21 protein-coding genes are annotated in these 25970 nt (G+C 74.5%); 9 read left to right on the top strand and 12 right to left on the bottom strand.

Features of this window, described 5'->3' with window-relative positions:
* Positions 1 to 15 precede the first annotated feature (15 nt).
* From COO58_RS25395 to COO58_RS25385, 3 genes are read right to left on the bottom strand one after another with little or no spacing between them, the layout of a single operon-like run.
* Positions 16 to 648 (bottom strand): phosphoribosyltransferase, encoded by a 633-nt coding sequence (locus COO58_RS25395; RefSeq protein ID WP_091567798.1) that lies wholly within the window; start codon positions 646 to 648, stop codon positions 16 to 18.
* A complete protein-coding gene (locus COO58_RS25390; RefSeq protein ID WP_098747583.1) occupies positions 645 to 2000 on the bottom strand; it encodes a glycosyltransferase 87 family protein in 1356 nt (451 codons plus the stop codon). The genes COO58_RS25395 and COO58_RS25390 overlap by 4 nt, the downstream gene beginning before the upstream one ends.
* A gap of 40 nt (positions 2001 to 2040) precedes the next feature.
* Positions 2041 to 4578: a bifunctional diguanylate cyclase/phosphodiesterase gene (locus COO58_RS25385; protein ID WP_098747555.1), complete on the bottom strand. Its 2538-nt coding sequence runs from the start codon at positions 4576 to 4578 to the stop codon at positions 2041 to 2043.
* 510 nt (positions 4579 to 5088) lie between these two features.
* On the opposite strand from COO58_RS25385, the gene COO58_RS25380 reads away from it, so the two are divergent.
* The 5 genes from COO58_RS25380 to COO58_RS25360 all read left to right on the top strand — a co-directional run bounded on the left by COO58_RS25380 (position 5089) and on the right by COO58_RS25360 (position 11058).
* Entirely contained in the window at positions 5089 to 8136 is a 3048-nt protein-coding gene (locus COO58_RS25380) for a BTAD domain-containing putative transcriptional regulator (protein ID WP_098747553.1), read from the top strand.
* Between the two features lie 241 nt (positions 8137 to 8377).
* Positions 8378 to 8869 carry a cyclic pyranopterin monophosphate synthase MoaC gene (gene moaC, locus COO58_RS25375; RefSeq protein WP_098747552.1) on the top strand — a complete coding sequence of 164 codons (492 nt, stop codon included), beginning with the start codon at positions 8378 to 8380 and terminating at the stop codon, positions 8867 to 8869.
* Positions 8866 to 9336, top strand: coding sequence for a molybdenum cofactor biosynthesis protein B (locus COO58_RS25370; protein ID WP_098747550.1), 471 nt, complete (start codon positions 8866 to 8868; stop codon positions 9334 to 9336). Before moaC ends, COO58_RS25370 begins: the two co-directional genes overlap by 4 nt.
* A gap of 37 nt (positions 9337 to 9373) precedes the next feature.
* The gene (locus COO58_RS25365) at positions 9374 to 10630 is read left to right on the top strand and encodes a molybdopterin molybdotransferase MoeA (RefSeq protein ID WP_098747549.1); all 1257 of its coding nucleotides are present in this window, start codon (positions 9374 to 9376) and stop codon (positions 10628 to 10630) included.
* Positions 10631 to 10644: 14 nt separating this feature from the next.
* Positions 10645 to 11058, top strand: a complete 414-nt coding sequence (locus COO58_RS25360) for a molybdenum cofactor biosynthesis protein MoaE (RefSeq protein WP_098747581.1) — start codon at positions 10645 to 10647, stop codon at positions 11056 to 11058.
* Between the two features lie 10 nt (positions 11059 to 11068).
* Here the strand turns inward: COO58_RS25360 and COO58_RS25355 are convergent, their stop codons facing one another.
* Together COO58_RS25355 and COO58_RS25350 are read right to left on the bottom strand one after the other, a co-directional pair.
* On the bottom strand, positions 11069 to 12505 hold the full coding sequence (locus tag COO58_RS25355; RefSeq protein WP_091567825.1) for a glycosyltransferase 87 family protein: 1437 nt from the start codon (positions 12503 to 12505) through the stop codon (positions 11069 to 11071).
* Between the two features lie 205 nt (positions 12506 to 12710).
* On the bottom strand, positions 12711 to 13256 hold the full coding sequence (locus COO58_RS25350) for a DoxX family protein (RefSeq protein WP_091567828.1): 546 nt from the start codon (positions 13254 to 13256) through the stop codon (positions 12711 to 12713).
* A gap of 135 nt (positions 13257 to 13391) precedes the next feature.
* Here COO58_RS25350 and COO58_RS25345 point away from each other — a divergent pair, with 135 nt between their 5' ends.
* Positions 13392 to 13937 (top strand): GNAT family N-acetyltransferase, encoded by a 546-nt coding sequence (locus tag COO58_RS25345; protein ID WP_091576785.1) that lies wholly within the window; start codon positions 13392 to 13394, stop codon positions 13935 to 13937.
* Positions 13938 to 13944: 7 nt separating this feature from the next.
* Here the strand turns inward: COO58_RS25345 and COO58_RS25340 are convergent, their stop codons facing one another.
* Entirely contained in the window at positions 13945 to 15183 is a 1239-nt protein-coding gene (locus COO58_RS25340; protein ID WP_098747547.1) for an ATP-binding protein, read from the bottom strand.
* A 131-nt stretch (positions 15184 to 15314) separates the two neighbouring features.
* Positions 15315 to 16124, bottom strand: coding sequence for a flagellar basal body protein FliL (locus COO58_RS25335; RefSeq protein WP_098747546.1), 810 nt, complete (start codon positions 16122 to 16124; stop codon positions 15315 to 15317).
* Between the two features lie 85 nt (positions 16125 to 16209).
* Here COO58_RS25335 and COO58_RS25330 point away from each other — a divergent pair, with 85 nt between their 5' ends.
* Positions 16210 to 17217 (top strand): EamA family transporter, encoded by a 1008-nt coding sequence (locus COO58_RS25330; protein WP_091567838.1) that lies wholly within the window; start codon positions 16210 to 16212, stop codon positions 17215 to 17217.
* An 11-nt stretch (positions 17218 to 17228) separates the two neighbouring features.
* Positions 17229 to 17852, top strand: coding sequence for an A24 family peptidase (locus COO58_RS25325; RefSeq protein ID WP_098747544.1), 624 nt, complete (start codon positions 17229 to 17231; stop codon positions 17850 to 17852).
* 33 nt (positions 17853 to 17885) lie between these two features.
* Here COO58_RS25325 and COO58_RS25320 read toward each other — a convergent pair whose 3' ends face one another.
* The 5 genes from COO58_RS25320 to COO58_RS25300 form a co-directional block, all read right to left on the bottom strand.
* The gene (locus COO58_RS25320) at positions 17886 to 21071 is read right to left on the bottom strand and encodes a UvrD-helicase domain-containing protein (protein ID WP_098747543.1); all 3186 of its coding nucleotides are present in this window, start codon (positions 21069 to 21071) and stop codon (positions 17886 to 17888) included.
* 94 nt (positions 21072 to 21165) lie between these two features.
* Positions 21166 to 22458, bottom strand: a complete 1293-nt coding sequence (locus COO58_RS25315) for a metallophosphoesterase (RefSeq protein WP_369700220.1) — start codon at positions 22456 to 22458, stop codon at positions 21166 to 21168.
* 19 nt (positions 22459 to 22477) lie between these two features.
* Positions 22478 to 22723, bottom strand: coding sequence for a MoaD/ThiS family protein (locus tag COO58_RS25310; RefSeq protein WP_091567854.1), 246 nt, complete (start codon positions 22721 to 22723; stop codon positions 22478 to 22480).
* Positions 22724 to 22725: 2 nt separating this feature from the next.
* A complete protein-coding gene (gene moaA, locus COO58_RS25305; RefSeq protein WP_091567857.1) occupies positions 22726 to 23742 on the bottom strand; it encodes a GTP 3',8-cyclase MoaA in 1017 nt (338 codons plus the stop codon).
* Positions 23739 to 24653 carry a fructosamine kinase family protein gene (locus COO58_RS25300; protein WP_098747541.1) on the bottom strand — a complete coding sequence of 305 codons (915 nt, stop codon included), beginning with the start codon at positions 24651 to 24653 and terminating at the stop codon, positions 23739 to 23741. Before COO58_RS25300 ends, moaA begins: the two co-directional genes overlap by 4 nt.
* Positions 24654 to 24815: 162 nt before the next feature.
* On the opposite strand from COO58_RS25300, the gene COO58_RS25295 reads away from it, so the two are divergent.
* Positions 24816 to 25964 carry a DUF4192 domain-containing protein gene (locus COO58_RS25295; protein WP_098747540.1) on the top strand — a complete coding sequence of 383 codons (1149 nt, stop codon included), beginning with the start codon at positions 24816 to 24818 and terminating at the stop codon, positions 25962 to 25964.
* Positions 25965 to 25970 lie beyond the last annotated feature (6 nt).

Raw genomic sequence — 25970 nt, 5'->3', positions numbered from 1 at the left:
CGGTACCGGGTGATTTCACGCGGTGGCGGTCAGCGCCTGCGTCACCTCGTCGTCGGAGACCTCGTGGAAGTCGTCGTAGTAGGCGCCGACGGCGGCGAAGTCCGGCGGGAGTTGGCAGCTCACGACCGTGTCGGCGGTGTCGGTGAGCATCTCGTACGCCTGCTCGGAGCCGACCGGGACGGCGACGAGCACGCGGGTGGCGCCGAGGTGGCGGGCGACCTGGACGGCGGCGCGGGCGGTGGCGCCGGTGGCGAGCCCGTCGTCGACGACGACCGCGGTGCGTCCGGTCAGGTCCAGGGGTGGGCGGCCGGCGCGGTAGCGCTGCTCGCGGCGCTCCAGTTCGGCCTGTTCGCGGCGGCGGACCTGGGCCCGGTCGTTCTCGCTGATCCGGCCGGCGACCATGTCGTTGAGGACCTGCACGCCGCCGGGGCCGAGTGCGCCGTACGCGACCTCGGGTGCCCAGGGCACGCCGAGCTTGCGGACGACCAGCACGTCGAGGGGGGCGCCCAGTCGGTCGGCGATCACCCGGGCGACGGGTACGCCGCCGCGTACCAGGCCGAGGACGATGACGTCGGGTCGGCCGGCGAGGTCGGTGAGTCGTTCGGCGAGGTCGCGTCCCGCCTCGGCCCGGTCGCGGTAGGTGGTCATCCCTCAGGTGTACGCCCTCCGGCCGCGTCGCGGCGGGCGGTTGCCGGGAATGGCGGGGCGCCGACGTCCCGGTTCGGGCGTTCGGTGAGCGTCAGCGCCGGGGCGAGGACGAGCAGGGCGACCGGGTAGAGCAGGTAGCCGAAGCGGGTGGAGGGCATCAGGAGGATCGCGGCGAGCAGCCCGTACCCGCAGATGGCGGCGGTGGCGGCGGCGGTGCGCGGCGGTCGGCGCAGCAGCCGGACGGCGATCGCCAGGCCGACCGCGACGAGCAGTGCGGCGGCGACGGCGCGGCCGGCGGGCAGCGTCTCGGCGATCAGGTGGCCGGGGAACGGGGACTGGGCGGGGCTGGTCACCAGGCCGTGGCCGAGGGGGAAGCGCAGCACGTTCTCGACCAGGGCGTCGCGGTCGACGAGGAGGACCGGCACCAGGGCGAGGACGGGGAGGCCGAGGGCGCCGAGGGCGGTGCGGCCGGCGGCGCGGCGGGTGGCGGCCCAGCAGACCAGCACGATCGCCACCGGCCAGGCGAAGAGTTTCAGGGCGCCGGCGGCGCCGACCGCGAGGCCGGCGCGGCCGGGTCGGTCGGCGGCGGCGAGGGCGAGGGCGAGCAGGCAGAGCGCGAGTACGGGGAGGTCGTCGCCGCCGGTGGCGAGGGTGAGCGCGCAGACGGGCAGCACGGTGGTGGCCTGGACGGCGCGCAGCACGGCGGCGGTGCGGCGGGAGGTGGTCGGGCCGCCGGTGGTGCGCAGCGTGGTGACCAGGGCGGCGAGGACGAGCGCGGTGACCACGGCGAACCAGACGCGGGCGTCGGTCCACCAGGCGTCGACGGCGGCGCGGGGCAGCCCGAACAGCGCCATGCCGGGCTGGTAGGGGGTGTAGCCGAGGAGCTGTTCGCCCGGCGGCAGGGCGGCGATCGCGTCGGGTCCGAGGTAGGGGGTGCCGTGCTCGGCGAGGCGCGTCCCGGCGTGTTCGACCACGATCACCTCCTCCTGGGCCCGGTCGGTGCGTCCGCCGGCCCGTTGGACGCTCTGCACGACGACGGGCAGCAGGGCGGTGGTGGCCCAGGTGAGTCCGGTGACCGTCCAGCGGGCGGGCAGCCCGGCCAGGATGGTGTCGGGGGCGCGGCGGCGGGCGAGGAGTTGGGTGGTGGCGGCGAGCGTGGCGAGGGCGTACCCGGCGGTGGCGATCGCGCCCCAGGCGCGGTGCGGCGGCAGGGTGGAGGTGGCGGCGGTGATCGCGGCGAAGATCGTGGCGGCGGCGTAGAGCCCCAGGTCGAGGGCGAGGCCGCCGGCGGCGGTGTCGAGTGCCGACCAGCGGCGGGAGGCGGGGCCGGGCGGGTCGGCGTGGGCGGTCACGCGGGCCAGTCTGGCAGACCGGCGGTGCGGCCCGGCCGGGTCAGGGCTGCCGGGAGTCGGCGGCGGGTGCGGCGGGGCGGGTGCGCGGGCCGCCGGTGCGGCGGCCGGGCAGGCGGATGACGGCGCCGGTGTCGTGCAGGGGCGGCGCGAGCGCGCCGGGTCGGCCGCCGGCGCCACGCTGGAGGGCGGCGAGGAGCGCGCCGGCGGGTAGCGGTCGGGCGAACAGGTGGCCCTGCCCGGCCGCGCAGCCCAACTCCCAGAGCGCGCGGCGTTGCGGTTCGCTCTCCACGCCCTCGGCGACCACGGTGAGGTCGAGGCTGCGCCCCAGGTCGAGGGTGGAGCGGATCACGGCGGCGGCCTCGGGTGCGGTCTCCATGGCGGTGACGAAGCTGCGGTCGATCTTGAGTTCGTGGACCGGGATGCGGGAGAGCAGGGAGAGGGACGAGTAGCCGGTGCCGAAGTCGTCGAGGGCGAGCCGGACGCCGGAGTCGCGGAGCCGGCTGAGCACCCGGTCGACCACGTCGAGCTGGCTGAGGGTGAGGGTCTCGGTGAGTTCCAGCACGAGTCGGTCCGGTGGCAGGTCGTGGGCGCGCAGCCGGGCCAGGACGGCGCCGGGGAAGCGGGCGTCGAGCAGGCTGCGGGGTGAGACGTTGACCGAGACGGGCAGGTCGAAGCCGGCGTCGCGCCAGGTGCCGGCCGCGATCAGCGCCTGGTCGAGGATCGCCTCGGCGAACGCGGGCAGCAGCCCGGAGCGTTCCACCGCTTCGAGGAAGCGCAGCGGGTCGATCAGCCCGTGGGTGGGGTGGTGCCAGCGGGCCAGCGCCTCCGCGCCGGTGACCTCGCCGCTGGCCAGGTCGACGATGGGCTGGAAGTTGACGGTGAACTCGTGGTCGGCGACGGCCCGGGGCAGTTCCCCGCCGAGGGTGAGCCGGCCCAGGTCGGCGGTGTCGCGGGCGGGTGCGTAGGTGGCGATCCGCTGGCCGGCCCGTTTGGCCTGGTACATGGCCACGTCGGCGCGGCGCAGCAGCTCGGCCATCCCGCCGGTGGCGGGGGCGACGGCGATGCCGCCGCTGGCCTCCACGCTGATCCGCATGCCGTCCAGATCGAGCGGGTCGTGCAGGGCGGAGAGCAGGGCCTCGGCCCGGTGGGCGGCGACGGCCGGGGCGGGCAGGGCGCGCAGCAGCACCGCGAACTCGTCGCCGCCGAGCCGGGCGACCAGGTCGTCGGGTCGGGCCGCGCCGCGCAGCCGTTCGGCGACCTGGATCAGCACCCGGTCGCCGGCGCCGTGCCCGAGGGTGTCGTTGACCTCCTTGAAGTGGTTGAGGTCGATCAGCACCAGGGCGGTGATGCCGTCGGCGTGCCGGGCGGTGAGGTGGGTGGTGCCCTCGTCCAGCAGGTGGCGGCGGTTGGACAGGCCGGTGAGGGCGTCGTGGGTGGCGGCGTGGGCGTGGGCGTCGGCGATGCGGGCGAGTTCGGCGTACGCCTGGGCGTTGCGCACCGCGGTGCAGAGGGCGGAGGCGAAGGTGCGCAGGGTGTACTGCTCGCGTTCGGAGAGTTCCACCGGCCCGGCGAACCGGAGCCGCAGCACGCCGATGTCCACGGTCTGGTCGTGGCCCTCGAGCCTGCTGGCGAGCACCGACCCCTCGACCGCGCTCGGTTCGCCGGCCGGGCCCCGGTACGTGATGGCTCCGCCCACGCCGCGTACCACCCGGCCTTCCTCACGCAGCTCGATCTCGACCTCGTCGGCGGAGAAGAGTTCGGTGGCCTGCGTGACCGCGGTGGTGAGCACCTGGTCGAGGTCGACCACGTTCAACGCGTCGGTCGTGCGGGCCAACCGCTGCCAGGCTTGCCGCTCGGCACGACTGCGCAGGCGGCTGGAGTAGGCGAGGTGCAGGCTCAGGACCAGTGGTGGGACGACGACCAGGAAGGTCGGGTTGATCCGCAGGATGAGCAGGGTGCACAGGACCACCGAGAAGCGGGCGAGAACGCTCGCCAGGCGGAGGTCCACCTGCTCGCGGAAGCGTTTGCGGATCGGGGTTCCGGTCGCGAAGGCGAGAACGGGGAAGGTCAGCAGTTCGTCGAGGACGACGACGGTCAGATAAGCCAGCACCAGGGCGGGCAGTGAGCGGCCGATCGAGCCCGACCAGGGCCATGACCAGCCGGCGAGCACGAGGACCAGCCCTCCGGCGGCGGCCAGCGTCATCTCCTTGGCGACGCCGAAGGCCAGCTTGATCGGGGTCAGCCGACCGATCAGACGGGCGATGGCGACGCCTACGCCGGTGGCGACCACCACCCACGGCACCGGTGCGACCGCGAGCCCGATCACGGAAGCCGCGTCGGTCCACGAAACACCGTGGGTGGTGGCTCGAATGCGGATTCGCACATTCACGGTCGCCGCGACGGCGACGAGGAAGGCGATCGTGATGGCGCGGGTGAGGTTCTTCTGCGTCGCCAGGTCGCCGGTGTCGATTAGCCGGATACTCACCAGGGTGGCGATGCTGGCGGAAAACACGACGAGACCGACAAGCAGCAACAGCCGCCGATCGGTCCCATTGTCGCGTGCATGGACGCGAGTCACGTGTCCGCCTCCACCGTGCTCGTCCGTAGCGGTGCGTGTACCCGTACTGTACGGCCCGCTCAGACGCCCGGGAAGTTCGCTTCACAGCCAGTCGTTGCCGCGCATCTGCGTTGCCCTTCGTCCGATCTGCGGAGCCAGGAGATCTGGCCCGTCCGACGCACGACATCTTATGGCCTTTTAGGCAGGGTTAGTTCTATTAGATGTCCATATGCGCATATTGCGCCAATGTCGCCGCTTCTCGTTACGCAGTGTCTTTGCGTCGAGACTGAACGCGTATTTGGCCGCACTGTTCCAGTGGGATTATCGAGCCCTCCAACACCGATGTCTGTAGCCCTTCGGTTCCGCCTTCCGTAACATGCGGCACGTCAACTGACAGAAAAAGCGTCGTCGCTCTCTGATATGTTTCGAACGGGTGCGACGGATCGGGCGGTATATTCCATAAGTACGCATTGCGCATATCCCACACGGAATGCGATGCCATTCAATTCCTGACGCCGGGCGGGGGGAGCATTGGCGGAAATCCGGCTGCTGGGCGCGCCGGAGGCGCGGCAGGGGTCGACCCGGCTGCCGCTGGGGACGCCGAAGCAGCAGGTGGCATTCGCCCTGCTGGCACTGCAGAGCGGCCGCCTGGTCACCACGGACATGCTCGTGGACGAGCTGTGGCCGGATGATCCGCCCCGTTCCGCCCTGGCGAATGTCCGTAGCTACGCGGGGAACCTGCGGCGGGCGTTCGAACGGCTCGGTGGGCCGAAGCTCGTCCGGCTCCCCGGCGGGTACCGGCTCGATCTGAGCGACGAGCAGGTCGACGTGCACCGGTTCGAGCGCCTGACCGATGCCGCCAGATCCGCCCGGTCCGTCGGAGAGGTCGCCCGCGCCGACCTTCTGCTCCGACAGGGCGAGCGTCTCTGGCGGGGCTCGCTGATCGCCGGCCTGCCGGTGGGACCGGTGCTGTGGGCACGCAGGGCGGCGCTGGAGGAACAGCGGCTGAGCGCGATCGAACTCCGGGCCGGCCTGGACATCGAGCTTGGTCGCACCAGGGCCGCGATCGCCCTCCTCACCGACCATGCGGAACGGCATCCGTACCGAGAGCAGGCGCAGGCGCTGCTCGCCGGTGCGCTGTCGGCGGACGGGGATCCTGCCGGGGCGCTCGCCGTCCTCGACCGGGCCGAGGCCGTGCTCAGTGAACAACTCGGCGTGGAGCCCGGGTCGGAGCTGCGCGACTTACGGACATCCTTGCTGGGTCGCGTTCCCCCGGCAAGGTCGCGCGAGGACCACGGGCAACGCCTCGGCAGCGGACGCCCGGCCGATCCGACCGGCAGGTCCCGGGCGAAGCACGATCACCTCCCGCGGTCCGTCGTCGAGTTCGTGGGACGTCGGGAGCTCGTCGAGCGGACGGTGACCGAGATCGAGTCGGCCGGCGACCGGAGTTCGACTGTCCGGGTGATCGACGGCATGGCCGGCAGCGGCAAGACCGCCTTCGCGCTTCACCTGGCACGCCTGCTCGCCCACCGGTACCCCGACGGGCAGCTCTTCATCGACCTGCGCGGGCACAACGAGAAGGCGCCGGTCGACCCGGCCGACGCGTTGACGGTGCTGCTGCGGCAGATGGAGGTGCCGGCCGGCCGGATTCCGAGCGATCGGGACGAGCGCGTCGAGTTGTGGCAACGCGAGCTGCGGGGCCGCCGCGTCGTCCTGGTCCTTGACAACGCGGCCGGCGGGCACCAGGTCCGACCGCTCCTACCCTCCGCCGGAGGCTCCGTCGTCCTCGTGACCAGCCGCCGCCGACTGTCCGCCGGTGACGTCGGGCCACCCGTCTCCCTCCCCGTGCTGACCTCGGACGAGGCGGTGCGGCTTCTGGCGCGTACCGCCGGCGAGGCGCGGGTCAGCAGCGAGCCGGATGCGGCGGCGGCGGTCGCACGACGGTGCGGGCACCTGCCCCTGGCCGTTCGGCTGGCGGGTGGTTGGCTGGCGCACCGACCGGCGTGGCGAGTCGCGGATCTCGCACGGCGGCTGGATGCCGGTAGCACCGTGCTGCGGCAGCTCGCGGTGGAGCAGCAGACCGTGGCCGACGCCTTCTCCGCTTCCTACGAACAGCTGGCCGAGCCGGTCAGGAGGCTGTTCCGGCTGGTCAGCCTCCACCCCGGGGATCCGTTCGACGCCCGGATGGCCGCTGCCCTGGCGGAACTGCCGCTGGATCACACCGAACGGATGTTGGACGACCTCCTCGACCAGCACCTGATCGAGGAGCCGGCTCCGGGGCGGTACCGGTTGCACGATCTCATGCGTCAGTACTCGGCCGAACTGTTCCGGGAGGCGGCGGAACCGGCGGAACGCCACGAGGCGGTGGCGCGCCTGCTCGATCACGTGCTCCACCAGGTGGCGGCCCGGGCCAACACCCTGGACCAGCAGGTGCTTCGCGCTCATCTCCGGCTCGACCCGCCGGCCCGGGCGGACCTGATCGACGCGAGCGACGCCTCGGACGTCGAGTGGCTGGAACGAGAGCGGCCGAACCTCGTCTCCCTCATCCGGCTCGCCGAACGGGAAGGGCACCTCGGACACGCGTGGCGCCTGGCGCGGGCCATGTGGCGGTTCTGCTACATGCGCGGCTACTTCGACGACATCGTCGCCACCCATCGGGTCGGCCTGAGCGCGGCGGAGCGCAGTGGCGACCGGTCCGCGCAGGCGATCATGCACAACTATCTGGCCTCCGCCTACACCCGCACCGGCAGCTACCTGGACTCGCTCCGGCACCTGGAAACCGCCGTGTCCATCTCGCGTGACCTGCACGACCGGGGCAACGAACACCGCTACCGGGCGAACCTCGTGGTGGTGCACTGGTTGACCGGCGATCCCGAACGGTCGGTCACCCTCGGGCGGCAGTTGCTCCGGGAGGATCCACGGGGCGGCGTCGAGCCACTGCCGTCCCTGCCGAATCTCGGCTACGCCCTGACCGCGGTCGGACGGTACGCCGAGGCGCTCGAAGCCCACCGCCAGCACCTCTTCCTCGCCCGCTGCCAGGGCAGCCAGTACCACATGTCGAACGCCCTCGGTCACATCGCGTCGGTGGAGAACCGACTCGGCCACCATGCCAAGGCGGTTCGACTGCTCACCGCCTCGATCCGGTTGCGCGACCGGACCGGGCACCGGTTCGGCGAGGCGGAGGCACGCAACGACCTCGGCATCGCGTACCGGCACCTGGGCCGGTTCGACGACGCGCGCGTTCAGCACGAAATGGCCCTCGACCAGGCGAAGGACTCCGGTGAGCGACACGTCCAGGCGGCGGCGTTGAATGATCTCGGCCTGACGCTGGCCGCTGCCGGGCGGGTCGCGGCGGCGGTGACGGCGCACGGTCAGGCTCTCGCCCTGGCCACCCGGATCGCGCACCCGTACGAGCAGGGTCGGGCGTTGTGCGGCCTCGCCGAGCACCTGGAGGACGACCGGCCGGCCGAGGCGCGCCGGTACCGGCAGCGGGCGTTGGCCATCTTCGACCGGATGGGCGTGCCCGAGCGCCACGAACTCCGCCGACGTCTCGCCGAACCGCCGTCGACAGTCGCCTGAACCGGTTTATCGATTTCTTATCGCGGTGCCGTCTAGCGTCCCCCCATCGGCCAACGGGGAGGGTCCCCGCCTGTGCGGGACCCGGCCGACGAGGCCCCCACCGTCCGTCCACCCCAGCGGATCGACGGTGGGTAGGTGAGGGAGGGGCGTCGCCCGGTACATCGGCACCCGCCGCGACGTCCCTCCCCGCCGACGGCCCCGAGCGACGCCCGTCGTCGTACCCGGCGGATAGGGTCGAGCGGTGACCGAACCCGCGCAGCTCACCCACGTCGATCCGGCCGGCGCGGCCCGGATGGTCGACGTCTCCGCCAAGCCGGTCTCCGGCCGGCTCGCGGTCGCCGCCGGCCGGCTCCGCACCACCGCCGAGGTGGTGGAGCTGTTGCGCCGCGACGGCCTGCCCAAGGGCGACGCGCTCGCGGTCGGCCGGCTCGCCGGGATCATGGGGGCCAAGCGCACGCCCGACCTGATCCCGCTCTGCCACCCGATCGCGCTGCACGGCGTCACCGTCGACCTGCGCCTCACCGCCGACACCGTCGAGATCACCGCCACCGCGCGGACGGCCGACCGCACCGGGGTGGAGATGGAGGCGCTCACCGCCGTGGCCGTGGCCGGGCTGGCCCTGGTCGACATGGTCAAGGCCGTCGACCCGGCCGCCTCGGTCGACGCCGTCCGGGTGCTCCGCAAGTCCGGCGGCAAGACCGGCGAGTGGGTGCGCCCGGAGGACCGGCCGTGATCCGGGCCCGGGTGGTGGTGGCCTCCAACCGGGCCGCCGCCGGGGTCTACGAGGACACCAGCGGTCCGCTGCTCGTCGCCGGCCTGCGCGAGCTGGGCTGCACGGTCGACGCGCCGGTGGTGGTGCCGGACGGGGAGCCGGTCGGCGACGCGCTGCGGGCGGCCCGCGACGAGGGCGTCGACGTGGTGGTGACCAGCGGCGGCACCGGCATCACCCCGACCGACCGCACCCCCGACGTGACCCGTTCACTGCTCGACTACGAGATCCCGGGCATCGCCGAGGCGATCCGGGCGCACAGCCGCGACACGGTGCCGACCGCCGCGCTGTCCCGGGGCCTGGCCGGGGTGGCCGGCCGGATGCTGGTGGTCAACCTGCCCGGCTCCCGCGGCGGGGCCCGCGACGGGCTGGCCGTGCTCGGCCCGATCCTGCGGCACGCGGTCGACCAGCTCCGCGGGGGCGACCACTGAACCCGCGGCGCGCGTGCCCCGGCGCTAGGCTCGCCGGATGAGCACCGAAACCGAGACCACCGGGGCCGAGGTGGGCACGCCGCCACCGGCCGGGTGGGAGGAGGCCCGCTCCCGGGTGTACGCGGTCGGTCTCTCCGCCGCGCTGCCCGCGGTCGCCCGGCCGCTGGCTGACACCGACGGGCACACCCTGGCCGAGCCGCTGACCACGCGTACCGACCTGCCGGCGTTCCCTACCTCCAGCGTGGACGGGTGGGCGGTGCGCGGGGCGGGGCCGTGGCGGGTGGCCGGTCGGGTGCTCGCCGGGCAGACCGCGTCCCCGCTGGACGAGGACGGCAGCACGGTGGAGATCGCCACCGGCGCGATGGTCCCGGCGGGCACGACCGCGATCCTGCGGATCGAGGAGTCGACCCGCACGGCGGACGGTCGGGTCGCCGGCACACCCCGCTCCCAGCCGGAGTGGCGGGAGCCGGGCGAGGAGGCACACCTCGGCGAGGAGCTGGTACCGGCCGGCACGCCGGTGGATCCGGCGGTGATCGGCCTGGCCGCCTCCTGCGGGCACGACACGCTGCGGGTCCGCCGCCCACCCCGGGCGGCGCTGCTGGTCTTCGGCGACGAGCTGCTCACCTCGGGCCCGCCGGGCGCCGGCCGGGTCCGCGACGCGCTCGGCCCCTCGGTGCCGGGCTGGCTGCGCCGCTACGGCTGCCAGGTGCGCGGCGGCGACGTGGTCGGCCCGGTCGCCGACACGCTGCCGGCGCACGTGGCGGCGCTGCGCGGCGCGCTGGCCAACGCCGACCTGGTCTGCACCACCGGCGGCACCATGCACGGCCCGGTCGACCACCTGCACCCGACGCTGGAGGCGCTCGGCGCCGACTACGTCGTCAACACCGTGGCGGTGCGCCCCGGCTTCCCGATGCTGCTCGCCCGGTTGGTGGACGGCGACGGCCGGGTGCGTTTCGTGGCCGGCCTGCCCGGCAACCCGCAGTCGGCGGTGGTGGCTCTCGTCTCGCTCGTCGCCCCCCTGCTCGCCGGCCTCACCGGCCGGCCGATGCCGGTGCTTCCGCAGGTCACCCTGGCCGAGCCGGTGCCCGGCCGGGGCGACCACACCCACCTGGCGCTGGCTCGCTGGGACCGGGTCGCCGGCACCGCGCACCCGGTGCGGCACGTCGGCTCGGCGATGCTGCGGGGCCTGGCCGGTGCGGACGGCTTCGCGGTGATCCGGCCCGGCACGAGCGGCGCGGCCGGCGACCGGGTGCCGCTCGTGCCGCTGCCGCTGATGCCCGGGGAGCGGTCGTGATCGATCCGGTGGGGATGGTGCTCGGGGCGGTCACCGACCGGCCGCTCGACCTGGCCGCGCACGAGGCGGCGGTCGGCGACCGCCGGGCCGGTGCGGTGGTGTCCTTCCAGGGCGTGGTCCGCGACCACGACCACGGGCGTGCGGTCACCCGGCTGGAATACGAGGGTCACCCCAGCGCCGAGGCGGTGCTGCGCGAGGTCGCGGCGGAGATCGCCGCCGACCCGGCGGTCTACGCGGTGGCTGTCTCGCACCGGATCGGGCCCCTGGAGATCGGCGACGTCGCCCTGGTGGCGGCGGTCAGCACGGCGCACCGGGCGGCGGCGTTCGACGCCTGCGCCCGCCTGGTCGACGAGGTCAAGGCACGGCTGCCCATCTGGAAGCGGCAGGTCTTCGACGACGGCACCGAGGAGTGGGTGAACTGCCCCTGAGCGGGGTGGCTCAGCGCCGGGCGGCGAGCGGGGCGGTGCGGGCCAGCCGGTCGGGATAGAACGCCGGCTCCGCGCCGGGGCGCCACGGCAGCGCCGCGACCAGCACGATCAGCGCGATGGCCAGGGAGTTCTCCATCAGCGCGCCGAACAGGCCGTCCTGGTAGTGGGACACCTCGGGGAGCTGGTGCTCGTACGGCCAGATCGGCGAGATCAGGAAGAGCAGATAGAGCCCGAGCGCGCCGACGCCGTGCCGGAGCCCGGTCAATGTCGGGTACCAGATCGGCGGGCGCAGCGTGGGCACGCCGTTGGCCGAGAGCATGCCGTTGCCGCGCGGCGGCAGGCGGCGGCTGGCGTCACGGCGGCGTACCGCGGCGTCGGCCAGCACGATGATCGCCGGGATGACCCAGACCAGGTGGTGCGACCAGGAGATCGGGCTGATCACGTTGGCGGTGAGCCCGACCAGCGTGAACGCGGTCAGTTCGTCGCCGTCGGCGCGCGCGCTGAGCGCCCGGGACAGGCCCAGCGCCAGCACCAGTACCGAGAAGGCGAGCCAGAGCAGCCCGGGCGTCTCGATCGAGTCGTAGAGGCGCGCCAGCAGGCCGGCGAGGGACTGGTTGGCGGTCATGTCCGCCGCGCCGACCCGTTCGGTCTGCCACAGCACGCTGGTGAAGTAGGCGCGGGACTCCGCGCCGAGCACGCCGAACGTCCCGAGCGTCACCCCGACGGCGGTGCCGGTCGCGATCATCGCGGCCCGCCACTGCCGGGTGAGCATCAGGTAGAACACGAACAGCGCCGGGGTGAGCTTCACGGCGGTGGCGAGCCCGATGCCGACCCCGGCCCAGGCGCCGCTGTAGACGAACCGGGCCAGCGGCGAGTCGGCGGTCTCGTGGTGGGTGCCCCGCTTGGCCCGCCACCGCAGCCCGACCAGGTCCGCCATGATCAGCGCGAAGAGCAGCAGGTTGACCTGGCCGTAGCCGAGGGTCTCCCGGGACGGCTCGATGGCCAGCGCCACCGGGGTGGCGACGGCGACGGTGAACCACAGCGGCCAGCCGAGCCGGTCCACGATGGGACGCAGCAACGCGGCCAGCACCACGGCGAGCGCGGCGATGCTGGCCAGGGCGTTGACGAACCCGGCCCCGTCGACCGGCAGCCAGGACATCGGCAACATGACCAGGGCGGCGAAGGGCGGGTAGGTGAAGCCGAGGGTGGTCGAGGGAGCGACGAAGTCGTACAGCTCGTTGCCGCCCGCCCACCACAGCACCGCACCGTGGTAGATCTTCATGTCGAAGAAGTTGTAGGGGCGGCCGAACGCGCCGACGGCGAGCCACGCGGCGTACGACACGGCGGCCACGACGCCGACGCGGACGACGATCCGACGGTCGACACCGCGCGGGACACGGGAGGCCGGGGCGAGGCGGTCCGTCCGTCTACCGACTGTCGTCGGCATGGCGTGGCCACCCCCGTACCAAGGTCGTCGTGCCCGTCCAGGTCCAGAACGGAGCCTAGAACGGTGCCTCACGTCGCTGCCTCCCGCGTTACACGACCGTGTCCGATCCCACACGTCTTCGCGACATTTCCACCGCGTTAACGGGTGTCGGACGGTTCAGGTGATTGGTGGCGTTGCGGGGGGTGGTGGCGGTACGGGGTGCAGGTCAGCCGGGCATTCGGCGGGCGGTCGCCGCGGAGCGTACGGCGATCTTCGCCTCCCGGCGGGCGGTGCGGACCGCGCGCTTGACCGACCGGCGCGAGTGGTCGATCCGGTGGCCGGCGCGCCAGCGCAGCCCCGGCCTGCCCTCGGTGTCCGCGGCGGCGAGGAGGAGCCCACCGAGCAGGCCGAGGTTCTTCAGGAAGTGGATCTGGTTGTTGTTGCGCGCGGCGGGGTCGTCGTTGTTCCAGAAGGGATGACCGGCGGCGGTGGTCGGCACCAGCGTGGCGGCGAGGACCAGCGCGGCCGGGCGGCTGAACCGGCCGGTGGCCAGCATCAGGCCGCCGACGAGCTGGGTGGCGGCGTTGGCCCGGATGAGCGTCGCGGTGTCGGTCGGGATGCGCGGGTGCAGGTTCTGGATCAGCGGGGCGATCTTGTCGGTGACCGGTTCGGAGGCGGGGACCAACCGTTCCGGGTTGCGCAGGTTTCGGGCGCCGCTGACCACGAAGATGCCGCTCAACATGACTCGGGCGAGGGAGCGCACGGGCTTCATGGCTCAGTCATACCCCGTCGCGGGCGTCGTCACCCCCGCAACACACGAAAGGGATCGGCCGACGTGGACGTCCGGGCCACGCCGATTTCAGCGACCGTCGCGGATGGACCGGCCGTGTTCGGTAAGGTCGCGCGGGTGACGACGCTGCGACTGCGCCCGGAGGACCCGGCGGACGAGGCGCCGGTGGCCCGGGTGCTCGCCGCCGCCTTCGCCCGGCCGGATGTGGCCACCCCGCCCGAGGTCGGCCTGGTTGAGGAACTGCGGCACGGCCCGGCGTGGATCCCGGAGCTGGCCATGGTCGCCGAGTACGGCGGCGAGGTGGTGGGCTTCGCGCTGCTCACCCGCGTCGGCGTACGCACCGACGGCGGCACCTGGCCGGCGTTGGCGCTCGGACCGGTGGCGGTGGCCCCGCACCGGCAACGCGTCGGGCACGGCACGGCGGTGGTGCAGGCCGCGCTCGAGGCCGCCACCGAGCTGGGCGAGCGGCTCGTGGTGGTGCTGGGCGACCCGGCGTACTACCGGCGGTTCGGGTTCGGCCCGGCGGACCGGTTGGGCCTGACCAGCCCGTGGTCCGGGCTGGGGGAGCCGTGGCAGGCGCTGGTACTGCCGCCGTCCACCGGCGAGGAGCCGCCGCCCCCGGCGGGCGAGGTGGTCTTCCCGCCGCCCTGGTCGCGGGTGTGAGCGTCGCTCAGGCCGGCTGGGTGCGCAGGTAGCGGCCGAAGTGCGGGACGGTGAACGCGACCGTGCCCCGCTCGCCGGAGTAGATCAGGCCCTTCTTGATCAGCGCGTCCCGGGCCGGGGAGAGACTGGCCGGCTTGCGGCCGAGCGCCCGGGCGATGTCCGCGGTGGGCACCGCGGCGTCCATGTCGTCCCGGCCGCCCTCCTCGCCGTCCACCAGCGCCAGCGTGGCCATCGCCCGCATGTACTCGCGTTCGGCCGGCGTGGCCCGCTCGAACCGGGAGCCGAAGAACCCCACCGCCAGCTCCGCCTCCGCCTCGGGCGCGGCGACCCGCACGTCCGCCGCGGTGATCGGTGAGCGCGGCGCGTGGTCCCAGGTGGCCTTGCCGTACGCCTGGACGAAGTAGGGATAGCCGCCGGACTTCTCGTAGAGCAGGTCGAGCGCCTTCTGCTCGTACTCGACCTCCTCCCGCTCGGCCGGCGCGCAGAGCGCCTGGTCGGCGGCGATCCGGTCGAGCCGGTCGATCCGCTGGTAGCGGTAGAGCCGTTCGGAGTACGACTTGGCGGCGCTGAGCACGGCGGGCAGGTGCGGCAGCCCGGCACCCACCACGATCAGCGGCGCGCCGAGCTGGGACAGCTCGTGGCAGGCGGCGCAGAGCGCCGAGACGTCCTCGGCGCCGACGTCCTGCATCTCGTCGATGAACACGGCGATGCCGGTGCCCACGTCGGTGGCGACCGCCGCCGCGTCGCTGAGCAGCTCGACCAGGTCGATCTCGATGTCGCCGGAGTCGGCCCGGCCGCTGCTGGCCGGCACGTCGATGCCGGGCTGCCAGCGGTCGCGCAGCTTCGGCGCCGCGCCACCCCGCCCGCTCGGCGGCGTCGACCGTTGCGCGAACGCCTTGAGCACGCCCAGGAAGGCGTCGATCCGGTCGGGCGCCCGGTGCCGGGGGGCCAGCTCGCGGACCGCCATGTGCAGTGCGGCGGCGATCGGCCGGCGCAGCGACTGGTCCGGTCGGGCCTCGATCTTGCCGGTGCCCCAGAGGTGGTTGATCGCCTCCGAGCGCAGCGTGTTGAGCAGGACCGTCTTGCCGACTCCGCGCAGCCCGGTGAGCATCAGGCTGCGTTCCGGCCGGCCGCGGGCGATCCGTTCCAGGACCACGTCGAAGACGTCCAGCTCCCGCCCCCGCCCGGCGAGTTCGGGCGGGCGCTGGCCGGCGCCCGGCGCGTACGGGTTGCGGACCGGATCCACGAATCGCACAGTATCGGGTCGTCTAGCGGCCAGGCTAGACGTGCGTAGAGGTGGCTACCGCGTGTCGGCCTCGACATAAAACTAGGGCTGTCTAGCGTGGACGCTAGACAGCCCTAGTTTTGCCTACCGGCTCACCGCCGCTTCAGGCAGAGGACGAAGTCGAGCGTGTCCAGCTCGCTGTCGAAGAAGTACCAGTCGGTGTAGCCGGTCACCTTGCCGCACTTCGCCTCGGCGTCCTTCTTGCCGCTGGTCGCGCCGTCGATCCGGCGCAGCACCTGGTAGGTCTTCGGCGCACAGTCGGCGATCACCAGCTTGGGCTGGCCGCCCCCGCCCTCGTTGGCGACGCACTGGCCCGCCTTGACGAAGCGCGGGTCGGTCGACGAGGCCGGAGCCGGCGCGGTCGGCGTCGCCTCCGCCGGATCGCTCGGCGCCGCCGCCGTCGGGTCCGCGGCCGGCGCGGTGGCCGCCGTCGTCCCGGCCGTCGGGCTCTTCTCGTTCCGGCCGAGCAGCCAGTAGGCCCCGGCGCCACCCAGCAGCAGCACCGCCAGCACGACCAGCACCACCAGCAGCGGACCCTTGCCCCGCTTCGGGGGCGTGGGCTCGGCGTAGGGCGGCTCGCCGCCGGCGTACGGGGGCTGCCCGCCGGCGTAGGGCGGCTGCCCCCCGTAGCCGGGGTCGGCGGGGTATCCCTGGTACTGCGGCGGACCGGGCGCCCACCCCGGCGCGGCCGGCTCGTACTGCTGGGTGGGGGGCCCGTACTGCTGGGGCGGGACGCCGTACTGCTCGGTGGGAGGGCCGTACTGCTGCGGCGGCCCGTACTGCGGACCGCCGGGCGCCGGGCCGTAGTGCGGGTCGGCCGGCTGCGGGGCGTACCCGTCGTCGGGCCGCCGTCCACCCCACGGCTCGGGTGAGCCGCCGCCCGGTGGTCCGAAGTTCGACATGAACGCCTCCTGCGTACGCCAGTGCTGAGAGGCCGGCCACCAACACGGGACGCCGACGCCGTGGTCACCGTAGCGTGGTCCACCGATGAGCTCACGCCCCGAGAGTGCGACGACCGCCGCCGACAGCCCGGCGCGGTCGGCCCGCCCCGCCCTGATCTGGACCGCCCTCGCCCTGGTCTACCTGCTCTGGGGTTCGACCTACCTGGGCATCCGGGTCGCGGTCGAGTCCCTGCCGCCGCTCACCTCGGCGGCGATGCGGTTCGCCGCGGCCGCCGTGGTGCTCGCGCTGGTGCTGCGCCTGCGCCGCGGGCCCGGTGCGCTCCGCGTGCCGGCCCGACGCCTCGGCTCGGCCGCGCTGGTCGGCGTGCTGCTGCTGGCCGGCGGCAACGGGCTGGTGGTGCTCGCCGAGTCCGGCCCGGCGGGCAGCGCCGTGCCCTCCGGTGTCGCCGCGCTGCTGGTGGCCACCGTCCCGCTCCTGGTGGTGGTGCTGCGTACGGCTGGCGGGGACCGGCCCCGGGCCTGGACGTTCGCCGGCGTGGCGCTCGGCTTCGTCGGGCTGGTCCTGCTGGTCCTGCCCCGCGACGGCGTGGACGGGGTGCCGCTGGTCGGCGCGCTGATCGTGGTGGCCGGAGCGGTCAGCTGGTCCGTCGGATCGTTCCTGTCCGGACGGATCCGGATGCCCGCCGACCCGTTCGTGGCCACCGTCTACGAGATGGTGGCCGGCGCGGTGGCGCTCGCGGTGGTCGCGGCCGCACGCGGGGAACTGGCCGACTTCTCCCCCGCCGAGGTGACCACGCGGTCCTGGGTGGCGCTGGTCTATCTGATGGTGGCCGGCTCGCTGGTCGCCTTCACCGCGTACGTCTGGCTGCTCGCGCACGCGCCGCTCTCCCTGGTGTCCACGTACGCCTACGTGAACCCGGCGGTCGCGGTGGCGCTCGGCGCGCTGCTCGTCGCCGAGCCGGTCACCGCGCAGGTGCTGCTCGGCGGCGCGGTCATCGTGGCCGGCGTGGCGGTGGTGGTGAGCACCGAGCGTCCGCGCCGGACCGCGCCGGCTGCCGTGGACGGGACGGCCCGGGAGACGGCGGAGCGGTAGCGTCCCGGCCCGTGTCGGCGGCGCTGGTGACCGGGGTGGCGCTGCTCGGCGCGCTCGCCGGGCTGGTGGCCGTACCGGTGGGTCGGTCCCTGGTGGGCGGCGGCCCCGCTCCGCGCCGGGCGGTCCTGACCGCGACCGGTGCGGTGGTGTTCGGCGGGCTGGCCGCCGCCCACGGGGCCGGGCCCGCGCTGCCGGCCCTGCTGCTGGTCGCCGGCGTCGGACTGCTCCTCGTGGTCACCGACCTGACCGTCCTGCGGCTGCCCGACCCGCTGGTCGGCGCGCTGGCGCTCGGCGGCGGGCTCGGCCTCGCCGGCGCCACGCTGGCCACCGGCGAGCCGGGTCGACTGACCACCGCCGCCGCCGGCGCCGCGCTCTCCCTCGCCGGCCACCTGCTGCTCGCGCTGCTGCCGGGCGCCCGGCTCGGCTTCGGTGACGTGAAGCTCGCCGCCGCGCTCGGGCTCCCGCTGGGCTGGCTCGGCTGGCCGACGCTCCGGCTCGGGCTGCTCCTCCCGCACGTGCTCGCCGGGGTGACGGTGCTGGTCCTGCTGGCCGCCGGCCGGGTACGCCGGGACACGCCGCTGCCGTTCGGCCCGGCGCTCCTCGCCGGCGCCTGGCTCGCCGTCCTGCTCACCTGAGGCCGCCGCGCGTGTCGGCGGGCGGCCCGCCGGTCAGATCAGCCGGAGCTGGTGATCCCGGGGCCGGCGTGGCTCCGCCGTGCCGAGCCGGTCGAACAACGCCGGGTCGATCACGTCGAGGAACGGCGACGGCCGGGTCTCGCGTTCCGCGCCGTGCCGGGCCCGCCGGGCGGCGTGGCTGACGTAGAGCCGGTCCTGCGCCCGGGTCAGGCCGACGAAGAAGAGTCGGCGCTCCTCGGCCACCGCGTCCTCGTCCGGCTCGCTGCCGGGCCAGCGCAGCGGCAGCAGGCCGTCCTCGGCGCCGACCAGGAACACCACCGGGAACTCCAGCCCCTTCGCCGCGTGCAGCGTGAGCAGCGTGACCGCCTCGGCGCGCGGATCCAGGGCGTCCACCTCCGCGCCGGTCGCGAGCTGGTTGAGGAACAGCCCGAGGTCGTCACCGCAGCGCCGGGCCAGTGGCGTGAGCAGGTCCACGGCGGTGCGGACGTCCTCGGGGCGTACCGCGCCGGCGCCGTCGAGCGTGGGCACGGCGAAGCGCTCCGCCAGGAGCTGACCGGCCTGGCGTACCCGGGCGGCCAGCGACCCGTCGAGGCCGGCCTGGCGCAGCTCGCGGGCGACGGCGGTGACGCCGGGCCGGTCGCGCAGCCGGTCGTGCGAGCGCTTCTGCACCGGGATGTTGGCCCGGGCCAGCGCGTCCACGACCGGCGCGGCCTGGGAGTCGGTGCGGTAGAGCACCGCGATGTCGGAGAAGGAGAGCGACGTCGTCCGCCCGTCGATGCGGCCCGAGTCCAGCGAGCGGTGGGACAGGCCGCCGACCAGCTCGTCGACGGTGCGGACCACGAAGTCGGCCTCGTCGGCCACCGAGGTCGCGGCGTACCGGCCGACCAGCGGCGCCTCCGGGTCGAGCCGGGCCGGGTCGAGGCGGCGACCGCGCACCAGCGACGACGGCGCGATGGCCTGCACCGCGGCGGCCAGGATCGGCGCGGACGAGCGGTAGTTGCGGTTCAGCCGCACCAGCCGGGCGTCGGTGAAGTCCTGCGAGAAACGCAGGAAGTAGCCGACGTCGGCGCCCCGGAACGAGTAGATCGCCTGGTCCGGGTCGCCGATTGCGCACAGGTTGCCGTCGGCGGGGCTGAGTAGCCGCAGCAGGTCGTACTGCACCGCGTCGACGTCCTGGTACTCGTCAACGAAGATCCACTTCCACCGTTCGCGGTACTCCCGGACCAGCTTCCGGTCCCCCTTGAGCAGCGCCACCGGCAGGGTGAGCAGCTCGTCCAGGTCGACCAGGTCCTTCTTGCGCAGCAGCGCGACGTACCGCTCGTCGTCCTCGCCGGCCTCGGCGCGGGCCGCCGCCCGGTCCGTCTCGTCGGCGATCCGGAAGTCCGCCGGCAGCCCGGCGGCCGCCGCGTTCTCCCGCAGCACGGTCAGGCCGAGCGAGTGGAACGTGCCCACGGTGACGTCCTCGGCGACCGGGCCGAGCAGCCCGTCCAGCCGGTGCCGCAGCTCCTCGGCCGCCCGGCGGGTGAACGTGATCGCCAGGCACTGGTCGGGGAAGACGTTCAACTCCGCGCAGAGATACGCGATCCGGTGGGTCAACGTCCGGGTCTTGCCGGTGCCGGGCCCGGCCACGATGAGCAGCGGACCGCCCGGCGCGGACGCGGCCACCCGCTGCATCGCGTCCAGGCGGTCCAGCAGGCCGGTGCCGACCTCCTCCATGCCGGCGAGCATCGGCTCGAACGGCTCGTGCGGGGAGGGCGGCGGCGCGATCGGGCGAGCCGGCGGCGGCGTGCGCTTCGGCTCGGGCCGGGCCGCCGCCGGGCGCTTGGCCCTCGGTTTCGGCGCCGGCTCCGCGGGCCGTCGCTGCGCGGGCACGGGTACGTCGAAGAGCGCGTCCTGCCCCGACCCGCCGGCCGTGGCGCCCAGTTCCGCCGGATCGAACAGTGTGATCACCCCGTACTCGCCGTCGTAGCCCGGCACCCGGCGGACCTCGCCGCGGCGCAGCCGGCCGATGCCCTCGGCGAGCAGCTCGCCACCGACCCGGCCGATCTCCTCGACCGGGGTACGGGTCAGGATCTCCAACTCCGGGCCGAGCGCGGCGACCAGCTCGTGGAGCTTGCCCTCCACCTTCTTCGACCGCGCGCCCACCCGGTTGATCTCGCCGAGGATCTCGGCCAGCGGCACCAGGTGCGCCACCGCGCGGGCGTGCGCCGGACGGTGCCCCACCGGACGGTCGGCCAGCTCCTCGACCCGGCTCAGTACGCCGACGGTGAGCGGCTTGCCGCACTCCGGGCAGCGCCCACCCGCCTCGCGGGTGCGCTCGGGCGACCAGTTCACCCCGCAGAGCCGGTGCCCGTCGGCGTGGTACTTGCCCTCCTCCGGGAAGAACTCGACAGTGCCGGCGAGCCCGTCCCCGGTGCGCAGCGCCTCCCGGATCGCGAAGTAGTCGCGGGCCGCCGTGAGGACCGTGGCCTCCCGGGCCAGCGCCGGCGGCGAGTGGGCGTCCGAGTTCGACACCAGCTGGTAGCGGTCCAGGCTGCCGACCCGCCAGTTCATCTCCGGGTCGGAGGAGAGGCCGGTCTCCACCGCGAAGATGTGCTCGGCCAGGTCGGCGTAACAGTCGGCGATCGCGTCGAAGCCGGACTTCGAGCCGAGCGCGGAGAACCAGGGCGTCCAGATGTGCGCCGGCACCAGGTAGCCGTCTCCGCTGGCCTCCAGCGTGATCTCCAGCAGGTCGCGGGAGTCCAGCCCGAGGATCGGCCGGCCGTCGGAGCCGAGGTTGCCGATCCGGCCCAGCGCGGCGTTGAACCGGCCCACCGCGTCCAGGTCCGGCAGGTAGATCAGGTGGTGCACCTTCCGGGTCCGGTCGTCCCGCTTGTAGATGGTGGAGATCTCCACGCTCAGCATGAACCGGACCGGGTCCGCCTCCGCCGCGCTCGCCAGCCGGGGCGGCAGCCGCCGGGCGATGTCCCGCTCCGCCTCCGGCGACAGCCGGTAGAGGCCGGGCTCGGCCGGGTGCAGCGTCTCGCGCAGGTGGTCGTACCAGGCGGGGTGGGTGAAGTCTCCGGTGCCGAGCACCCCGATGCCCTTGCGTCGGGCCCACCAGCCGAGGTTCTGCAGGGTCAGGTCGCGGCTGCACGCGCGGGAGTATTTCGAGTGGATGTGCAGATCCGCGACGTAGGGCGGGAGGCCACCGGGGGGTGCGGCGCTGAACGGAGGCACGCCGCATCCTGTCACGTCCGGTTGCCCGCCCGCCCGCCGCCACGCGTACGCGTGACCTGAGCAATGCGGTGCTGGACGCGGCGCCCCCGGCGCGCTATGGGGCGCGCAGCTCGACCAGCGTCACCTGCGGCGGGGCGCCGACACGCACCGGCGGACCCCAGAAGCCGGCGCCGTTGGTGACGTACACCTTGGTGCCGTCCACCTCGCCCAGACCGGAGACCACCGGCTGCTGGAGCTTCACCGCCAGGTTGAACGGCACCATCTGGCCGCCGTGGGTGTGCCCGGAGAGTTGCAGGTCGACGCCGAACTTCGCCGCCTCGTGCGCGGCCACCGGCTGGTGGGCCAGCAGCACCACCGGGCGGCTCGGGTCACGGTCGCCGAGGGCGGCGGCGTAGTCGGCCGGCGCGGCCAGACCGGTGCCGGCGGCGGTCACGTCGTTGACCCCGGCCAGGTCCAGCACCCCGCCGCGGGCCTGGATCTCCTGCCGCTCGTTCTGCAGCACCCGCAGGCCGAGCCGGTCCACCTCGCGGACCCACTCCTCCACGCCGGAGTAGTACTCGTGGTTGCCGGTGACGAAGAAGCTGCCGTAGCGGGAGCGCAGGTCGCGCAGCGGCTCCGCGGCCGAGCCCAGCTCGGCCACCGTCCCGTCGACCAGGTCGCCGACCACCGCCACCAGATCGGCGTCCAGTTGGTTGATCATGGCGACGATCCGCTCGGTGTGCGCCCGTCCGCGCAGCGGCCCGAGGTGGATGTCGGAGACGGTGGCGATCCGCAGGCCGTCCATGCTCCGGGGCAGCTTGGCCAGCGGGATCCGGACCCGGTCCAGTCGAGGCGGCCCCATCGCGGTGCGGACGCCGTACCCGGTGACGCCGGCGGCGGTGAGCCCGGCGAAGATCGCCGCGCCGCGCGCGAGCAGCAACCGGCGGGACGGATCGTGGTCGGCGGGCACGGTGTCCGCCGGCGGGACGTCGCCACCGTCGGCGGTCCCGCCGGCCGGAATGCCGACGGCGTCGCCGGTCGGCCCGGGCGGGACGGCCCCGGCCCCGGCGCCGATCAGCGCCGGCTCGGGCTCGGGGCCCGTGGCGGCGGCGCGGGCGCGGCGGCGCAGGACGAGCCGGACCACCGCGGTCGGCACCTCCAGCACCAGCAGCAGCACCAGCAGGTAGAACATCAGCGCCAGCCAGAGGTAGCCCGGCCAGGCCAGCCAGAACCAGCCGTTCCTCGTGCCGGCCATGGTCGCCGGCACGAGCAGGGCGAGCAGGGCGACCACGGCCGCGCCGAGCCGGCGCCACCGACCCGGTCGGGTGGTGTCCCGGACCAGCCGCTTCCACAGGTAGAAGTGGATCAGGCCGATGACGAGCACGACGAAGATCAGGAATGTCGCCATCGCCAGCACGTCGGCCTCCTCAGCCGCCCGCGAAGGGCGGCAGCACGTCCACCGTCACCCCGGCCGGCAACAGTGCCTGACGATCATGACAGGCCACGCCGTCGACCAGGAAACTCGCCGCCTTCAGCACCACTGACAGTCGTTCGCCGTGCCGGGCGGCCAGGTCGTCCAGGAGTTCGTCCAGCGACCGGCCGGCGGATGCGGTCTCCTCGGCGCGGCCGGCCGCGGCCCGCGCCCCGGCGAAGTAGCGGACGGTCAGTTCCACGCTCACCCTCCGATCGCGGACATCGGCCGGGCCGGCTGGAGAAAGGTCGGATCGTCGATGCCGTGGCCCGCCCGCTTGCCCCACATCGCGGCGCGCCAGCGCCGGGCCAACTCGTCGTCGTCGGCACCGCCGCGCAGCGCCGCCCGCAGGTCGGACTCCTCGGTGGCGAAGAGGCAGTTGCGCACCTGGCCGTCGGCGGTGAGCCGGGTGCGGTCGCAGTCGCCGCAGAACGGCCGGGTCACGCTGGCGATCACCCCGACCCGGGCCGGCCCGTCGTCCACCAGCCAGGTTTCGGCCGGTGCGGCACCCCGCTCGGCGGGATCGGGGCGCAACGCGAACTCGCTGCGCAGGGCGGCGAGGATCTCGTCGGCGGTGACCATGGTCGAGCGGTCCCAGCCGTGCTGGGCGTCCAGCGGCATCTGCTCGATGAAGCGCAGCTCGTAGCCGTGCGCCAGGGCGAACCGGAGGAGGGTCGGGGCCTCGTCGTCGTTGACACCGCGCATCAGCACCGCGTTGATCTTCACCGGGGTCAGCCCCGCCTCCGCCGCGCCGGCCAACCCGGCGAGCACGTCGGCGTGCCGGTCCCGCCGGGTCAACGTGGCGAACCGGGCCGGGTCGAGCGTGTCCAGCGAGACGTTGACCCGGTCGAGACCGGCGGCGCGCAGCGCCGGCGCGAGACGGGCCAGCCCGATCCCGTTGGTGGTCACCGAGATGCGCGGCCGGGGCGTCAGCGCGGCGACCGCCGACACGATCCCGGGCAGGCCGGGCCGGATGAGCGGCTCACCGCCGGTGAAGCGCACCTCGGTGACGCCGAGGCGGCCCACCGCGACGCCGACCAGCCGGACGATCTCGTCGTCGGTCAGCAGTTGCGGGCCGGCCAGCCAGGGCAGGCCCTCGGCCGGCATGCAGTAGGTGCACCGCAGGTTGCACTTGTCGGTCAGCGAGACCCGCAGGTCCCGGGCGACGCGACCGTACCGGTCGGCGAGGACCCCGTCGGCCGGCGTCCGGGGGGCGGTCATCCGTCGACCGTAGCGCGTCGGACGCCCCGCAGGGCGCCTCGGGCGGCGGAGACCACCGCGTCCGCGTACGCCGTGCCGAAGAGCGCGGTGTGCACCAGCAACAGGTGCAGTTGGTGCAGCGGCACCCGCTCCCGCCACCCGTCGGCCGGCGGCCGGGCCTCACGGTAGGCGGCCAGGATCCGCTCCAGGTGCGGCGGGCCACCGAAGAGGGCCAACTGGGCCAGGTCGGTCTCGCGGTGGCCGCCGTGCGCGGCCGGGTCGACCAGCCAGACCCGGCCGTCGGCGCCCCAGAGCAGGTTGCCGGGCCAGAGGTCACCGTGCACCCGGGCCGGCGGCTCGTCGCCGCCGAACTCGCCGATCCGGTCGACGACCTGCTCGACCAGGGCGGCCCCGGCGCCGTCGAGCGCCCCTCGGTCGACCGACATCCGCAGGTAGGGCAGCAGTCGACGGCGGGCGAACCAGTCCGGCCACGGGCCGGGATCGGGCGTGTTGTCCTGGGGCAGCGCGCCGATGAACCCGGTCCACTCCGCGCCGAACGCGGTCGCGCCGGACGCGTGCAGCCGGGCCAGGCTGCGCCCGAACGCCTCCGCGGCCTCCGGGGTCGGCTCGCCCGGCTCCACCCAGTCGAGCGCGAGCAGGTCGGGCAGCGCGACCAGCACCTCCGGCACCGGCACGGCGTCGGCCTCGCGCAGCCACCCCAGGCCGGCCGCCTCGGTGGTGAAGAAGCCCTCCGGAACCGGCCGCGCCGACCGCTCCGGCCAGCTCTTGGTGAAGACGGAGTGCCCGTCGTCCAGGGTGAGCCGGGACGCGGTGCAGATGTCGCCACCGGAGACCGGCGTCTCCCGGATCCGCTGGTGGGTCAGGAAGGTCGGCAGGTGCTCCGGGTGTGCCCGCAGGTATGCCAGGTCCATGAGCGCAAGGTAGCCGGTACCTGGGACAGCCGGGGACCGTGGCGAAACCGCGGCGGCCGTCGATCGCCGGCCACCTGCGCCGATACGCTCCGTATCTGGGGACGGACCGCGTGTCGTCCACAGGGTCGGACGTAGGCCCCGACGACCACGGACGCTCCCGGCATGAACTCCACCGAGCGCCCACGCCTGTCCGTCCGCTCGCCCGGCGACCTCGTCGCGGCCGTGCCCTATCTGCTCGGCTTCCACCCGGCCGACAGCATCGTGGTGGTCGCGGTACGCGGCCGGCGAGTGGTCTTCGCCGCGCGGGGCGACCTGCCCGGGGCCGGCGTCGACCCCGCCCCGGCGGCCCGGCACCTGGCCGAGGTGGTGGCCCGCCAGGAGGTCGACGCCGCCACGGTCGTCGGTTACGGGCCGGCCGCCCGGGTGACCGGCACCGTGGACGCGGTCGGCGACGCGCTGGACGCGGCGGGGCTGACCGTCCTGGACGCCCTGCGGGTCACCGACGGCCGGTGGTGGTCCTACCTCTGCGCGGAGCCGGCCTGCTGTCCCGCCGACGGCACCCCGTACGACCCGGTCGCCAGCCAGGTCGGCGCGGCGGCGGTGTTCGCCGGTCAGGTCGCCCTGCCCGACCGGGCCGCGCTGGCCGCCCAGGTGTCCGCGCTCGACGGCCCGGTCCGGCTCGCCATGCGCCGGGCCACCGCACGGGCCCGCCGCCGGCTGGCCGTGCTCGCCGGCGCATCCGTCGACGGCGCCCCGCCCGAGGACGTCACGGTCGGTGTCCCCGCCGATGTCCCGCCCACCGGGGAGACCTCGGCGGAGGGGCCACCGGCCGAGGGCGACCCCATGGTGGTCGTCGGCTCCGGCGGTGCGGCGCGGGCCGTGCGCGCGGCCGGCGTGGCGGCGGTGCGGGCGGCGTTCCGGCGGCAACGGCGCGGTGAGCGGCTGGACGACGACGAGGTGGCCTGGCTGACCGTGCTGCTCACCCACATCCCGGTTCGCGACCACGCCTGGTCCCGCACCGACGGCCGGGACACCGACATCAGCCTCTGGACCGACGTCCTGCGCCGGGCCGAGCCGGACCTGATCGGGGCGCCGGGCAGCCTGCTCGCGTTCGCCGCCTGGCGGGCCGGGCACGGCGCGCTGGCGGCGGTCGCCCTGGAACGGGTGCTCACGGCCCACCCCGACCACTCGCTCGCGGTGATCCTCGACGACGCGCTCCGCCGTGGGCTGGCCCCGTCCGAGCTGGACGGCTGGCCCGTCGTCACCGGTTCGTCGGTGCTGCGCCGCCGTCGTCGCGGTCCGCGCCGGTGAGCCGGC

Source organism: Micromonospora sp. WMMA1996 (assembly GCF_002573675.1).
In the GTDB taxonomy this organism is placed as follows: Bacteria; Actinomycetota; Actinomycetes; order Mycobacteriales; family Micromonosporaceae; genus Micromonospora; species Micromonospora sediminicola.
The sequence above is the reverse complement of the archived record's forward strand: the minus strand, read 5'-3'. Positions and strand labels throughout refer to the sequence as shown.

Coding starts and splice junctions, on each gene's coding strand:
- COO58_RS25330 (WP_091567838.1), top strand. CDS start 16,210: ATGAGCTCACGCCCCGAGAGTGCGACGACCGCCGCCGACAGCCCGGCG.
- COO58_RS25365 (WP_098747549.1), top strand. CDS start 9,374: ATGAGCACCGAAACCGAGACCACCGGGGCCGAGGTGGGCACGCCGCCA.
- COO58_RS25360 (WP_098747581.1), top strand. CDS start 10,645: ATGGTGCTCGGGGCGGTCACCGACCGGCCGCTCGACCTGGCCGCGCAC.
- COO58_RS25335 (WP_098747546.1), bottom strand. CDS start 16,124: ATGTCGAACTTCGGACCACCGGGCGGCGGCTCACCCGAGCCGTGGGGT.
- COO58_RS25395 (WP_091567798.1), bottom strand. CDS start 648: ATGACCACCTACCGCGACCGGGCCGAGGCGGGACGCGACCTCGCCGAA.
- COO58_RS25355 (WP_091567825.1), bottom strand. CDS start 12,505: ATGCCGACGACAGTCGGTAGACGGACGGACCGCCTCGCCCCGGCCTCC.
- COO58_RS25295 (WP_098747540.1), top strand. CDS start 24,816: ATGAACTCCACCGAGCGCCCACGCCTGTCCGTCCGCTCGCCCGGCGAC.
- COO58_RS25350 (WP_091567828.1), bottom strand. CDS start 13,256: ATGAAGCCCGTGCGCTCCCTCGCCCGAGTCATGTTGAGCGGCATCTTC.
- COO58_RS25315 (WP_369700220.1), bottom strand. CDS start 22,458: ATGGCGACATTCCTGATCTTCGTCGTGCTCGTCATCGGCCTGATCCAC.
- COO58_RS25300 (WP_098747541.1), bottom strand. CDS start 24,653: ATGGACCTGGCATACCTGCGGGCACACCCGGAGCACCTGCCGACCTTC.
- moaA (WP_091567857.1), bottom strand. CDS start 23,742: ATGACCGCCCCCCGGACGCCGGCCGACGGGGTCCTCGCCGACCGGTAC.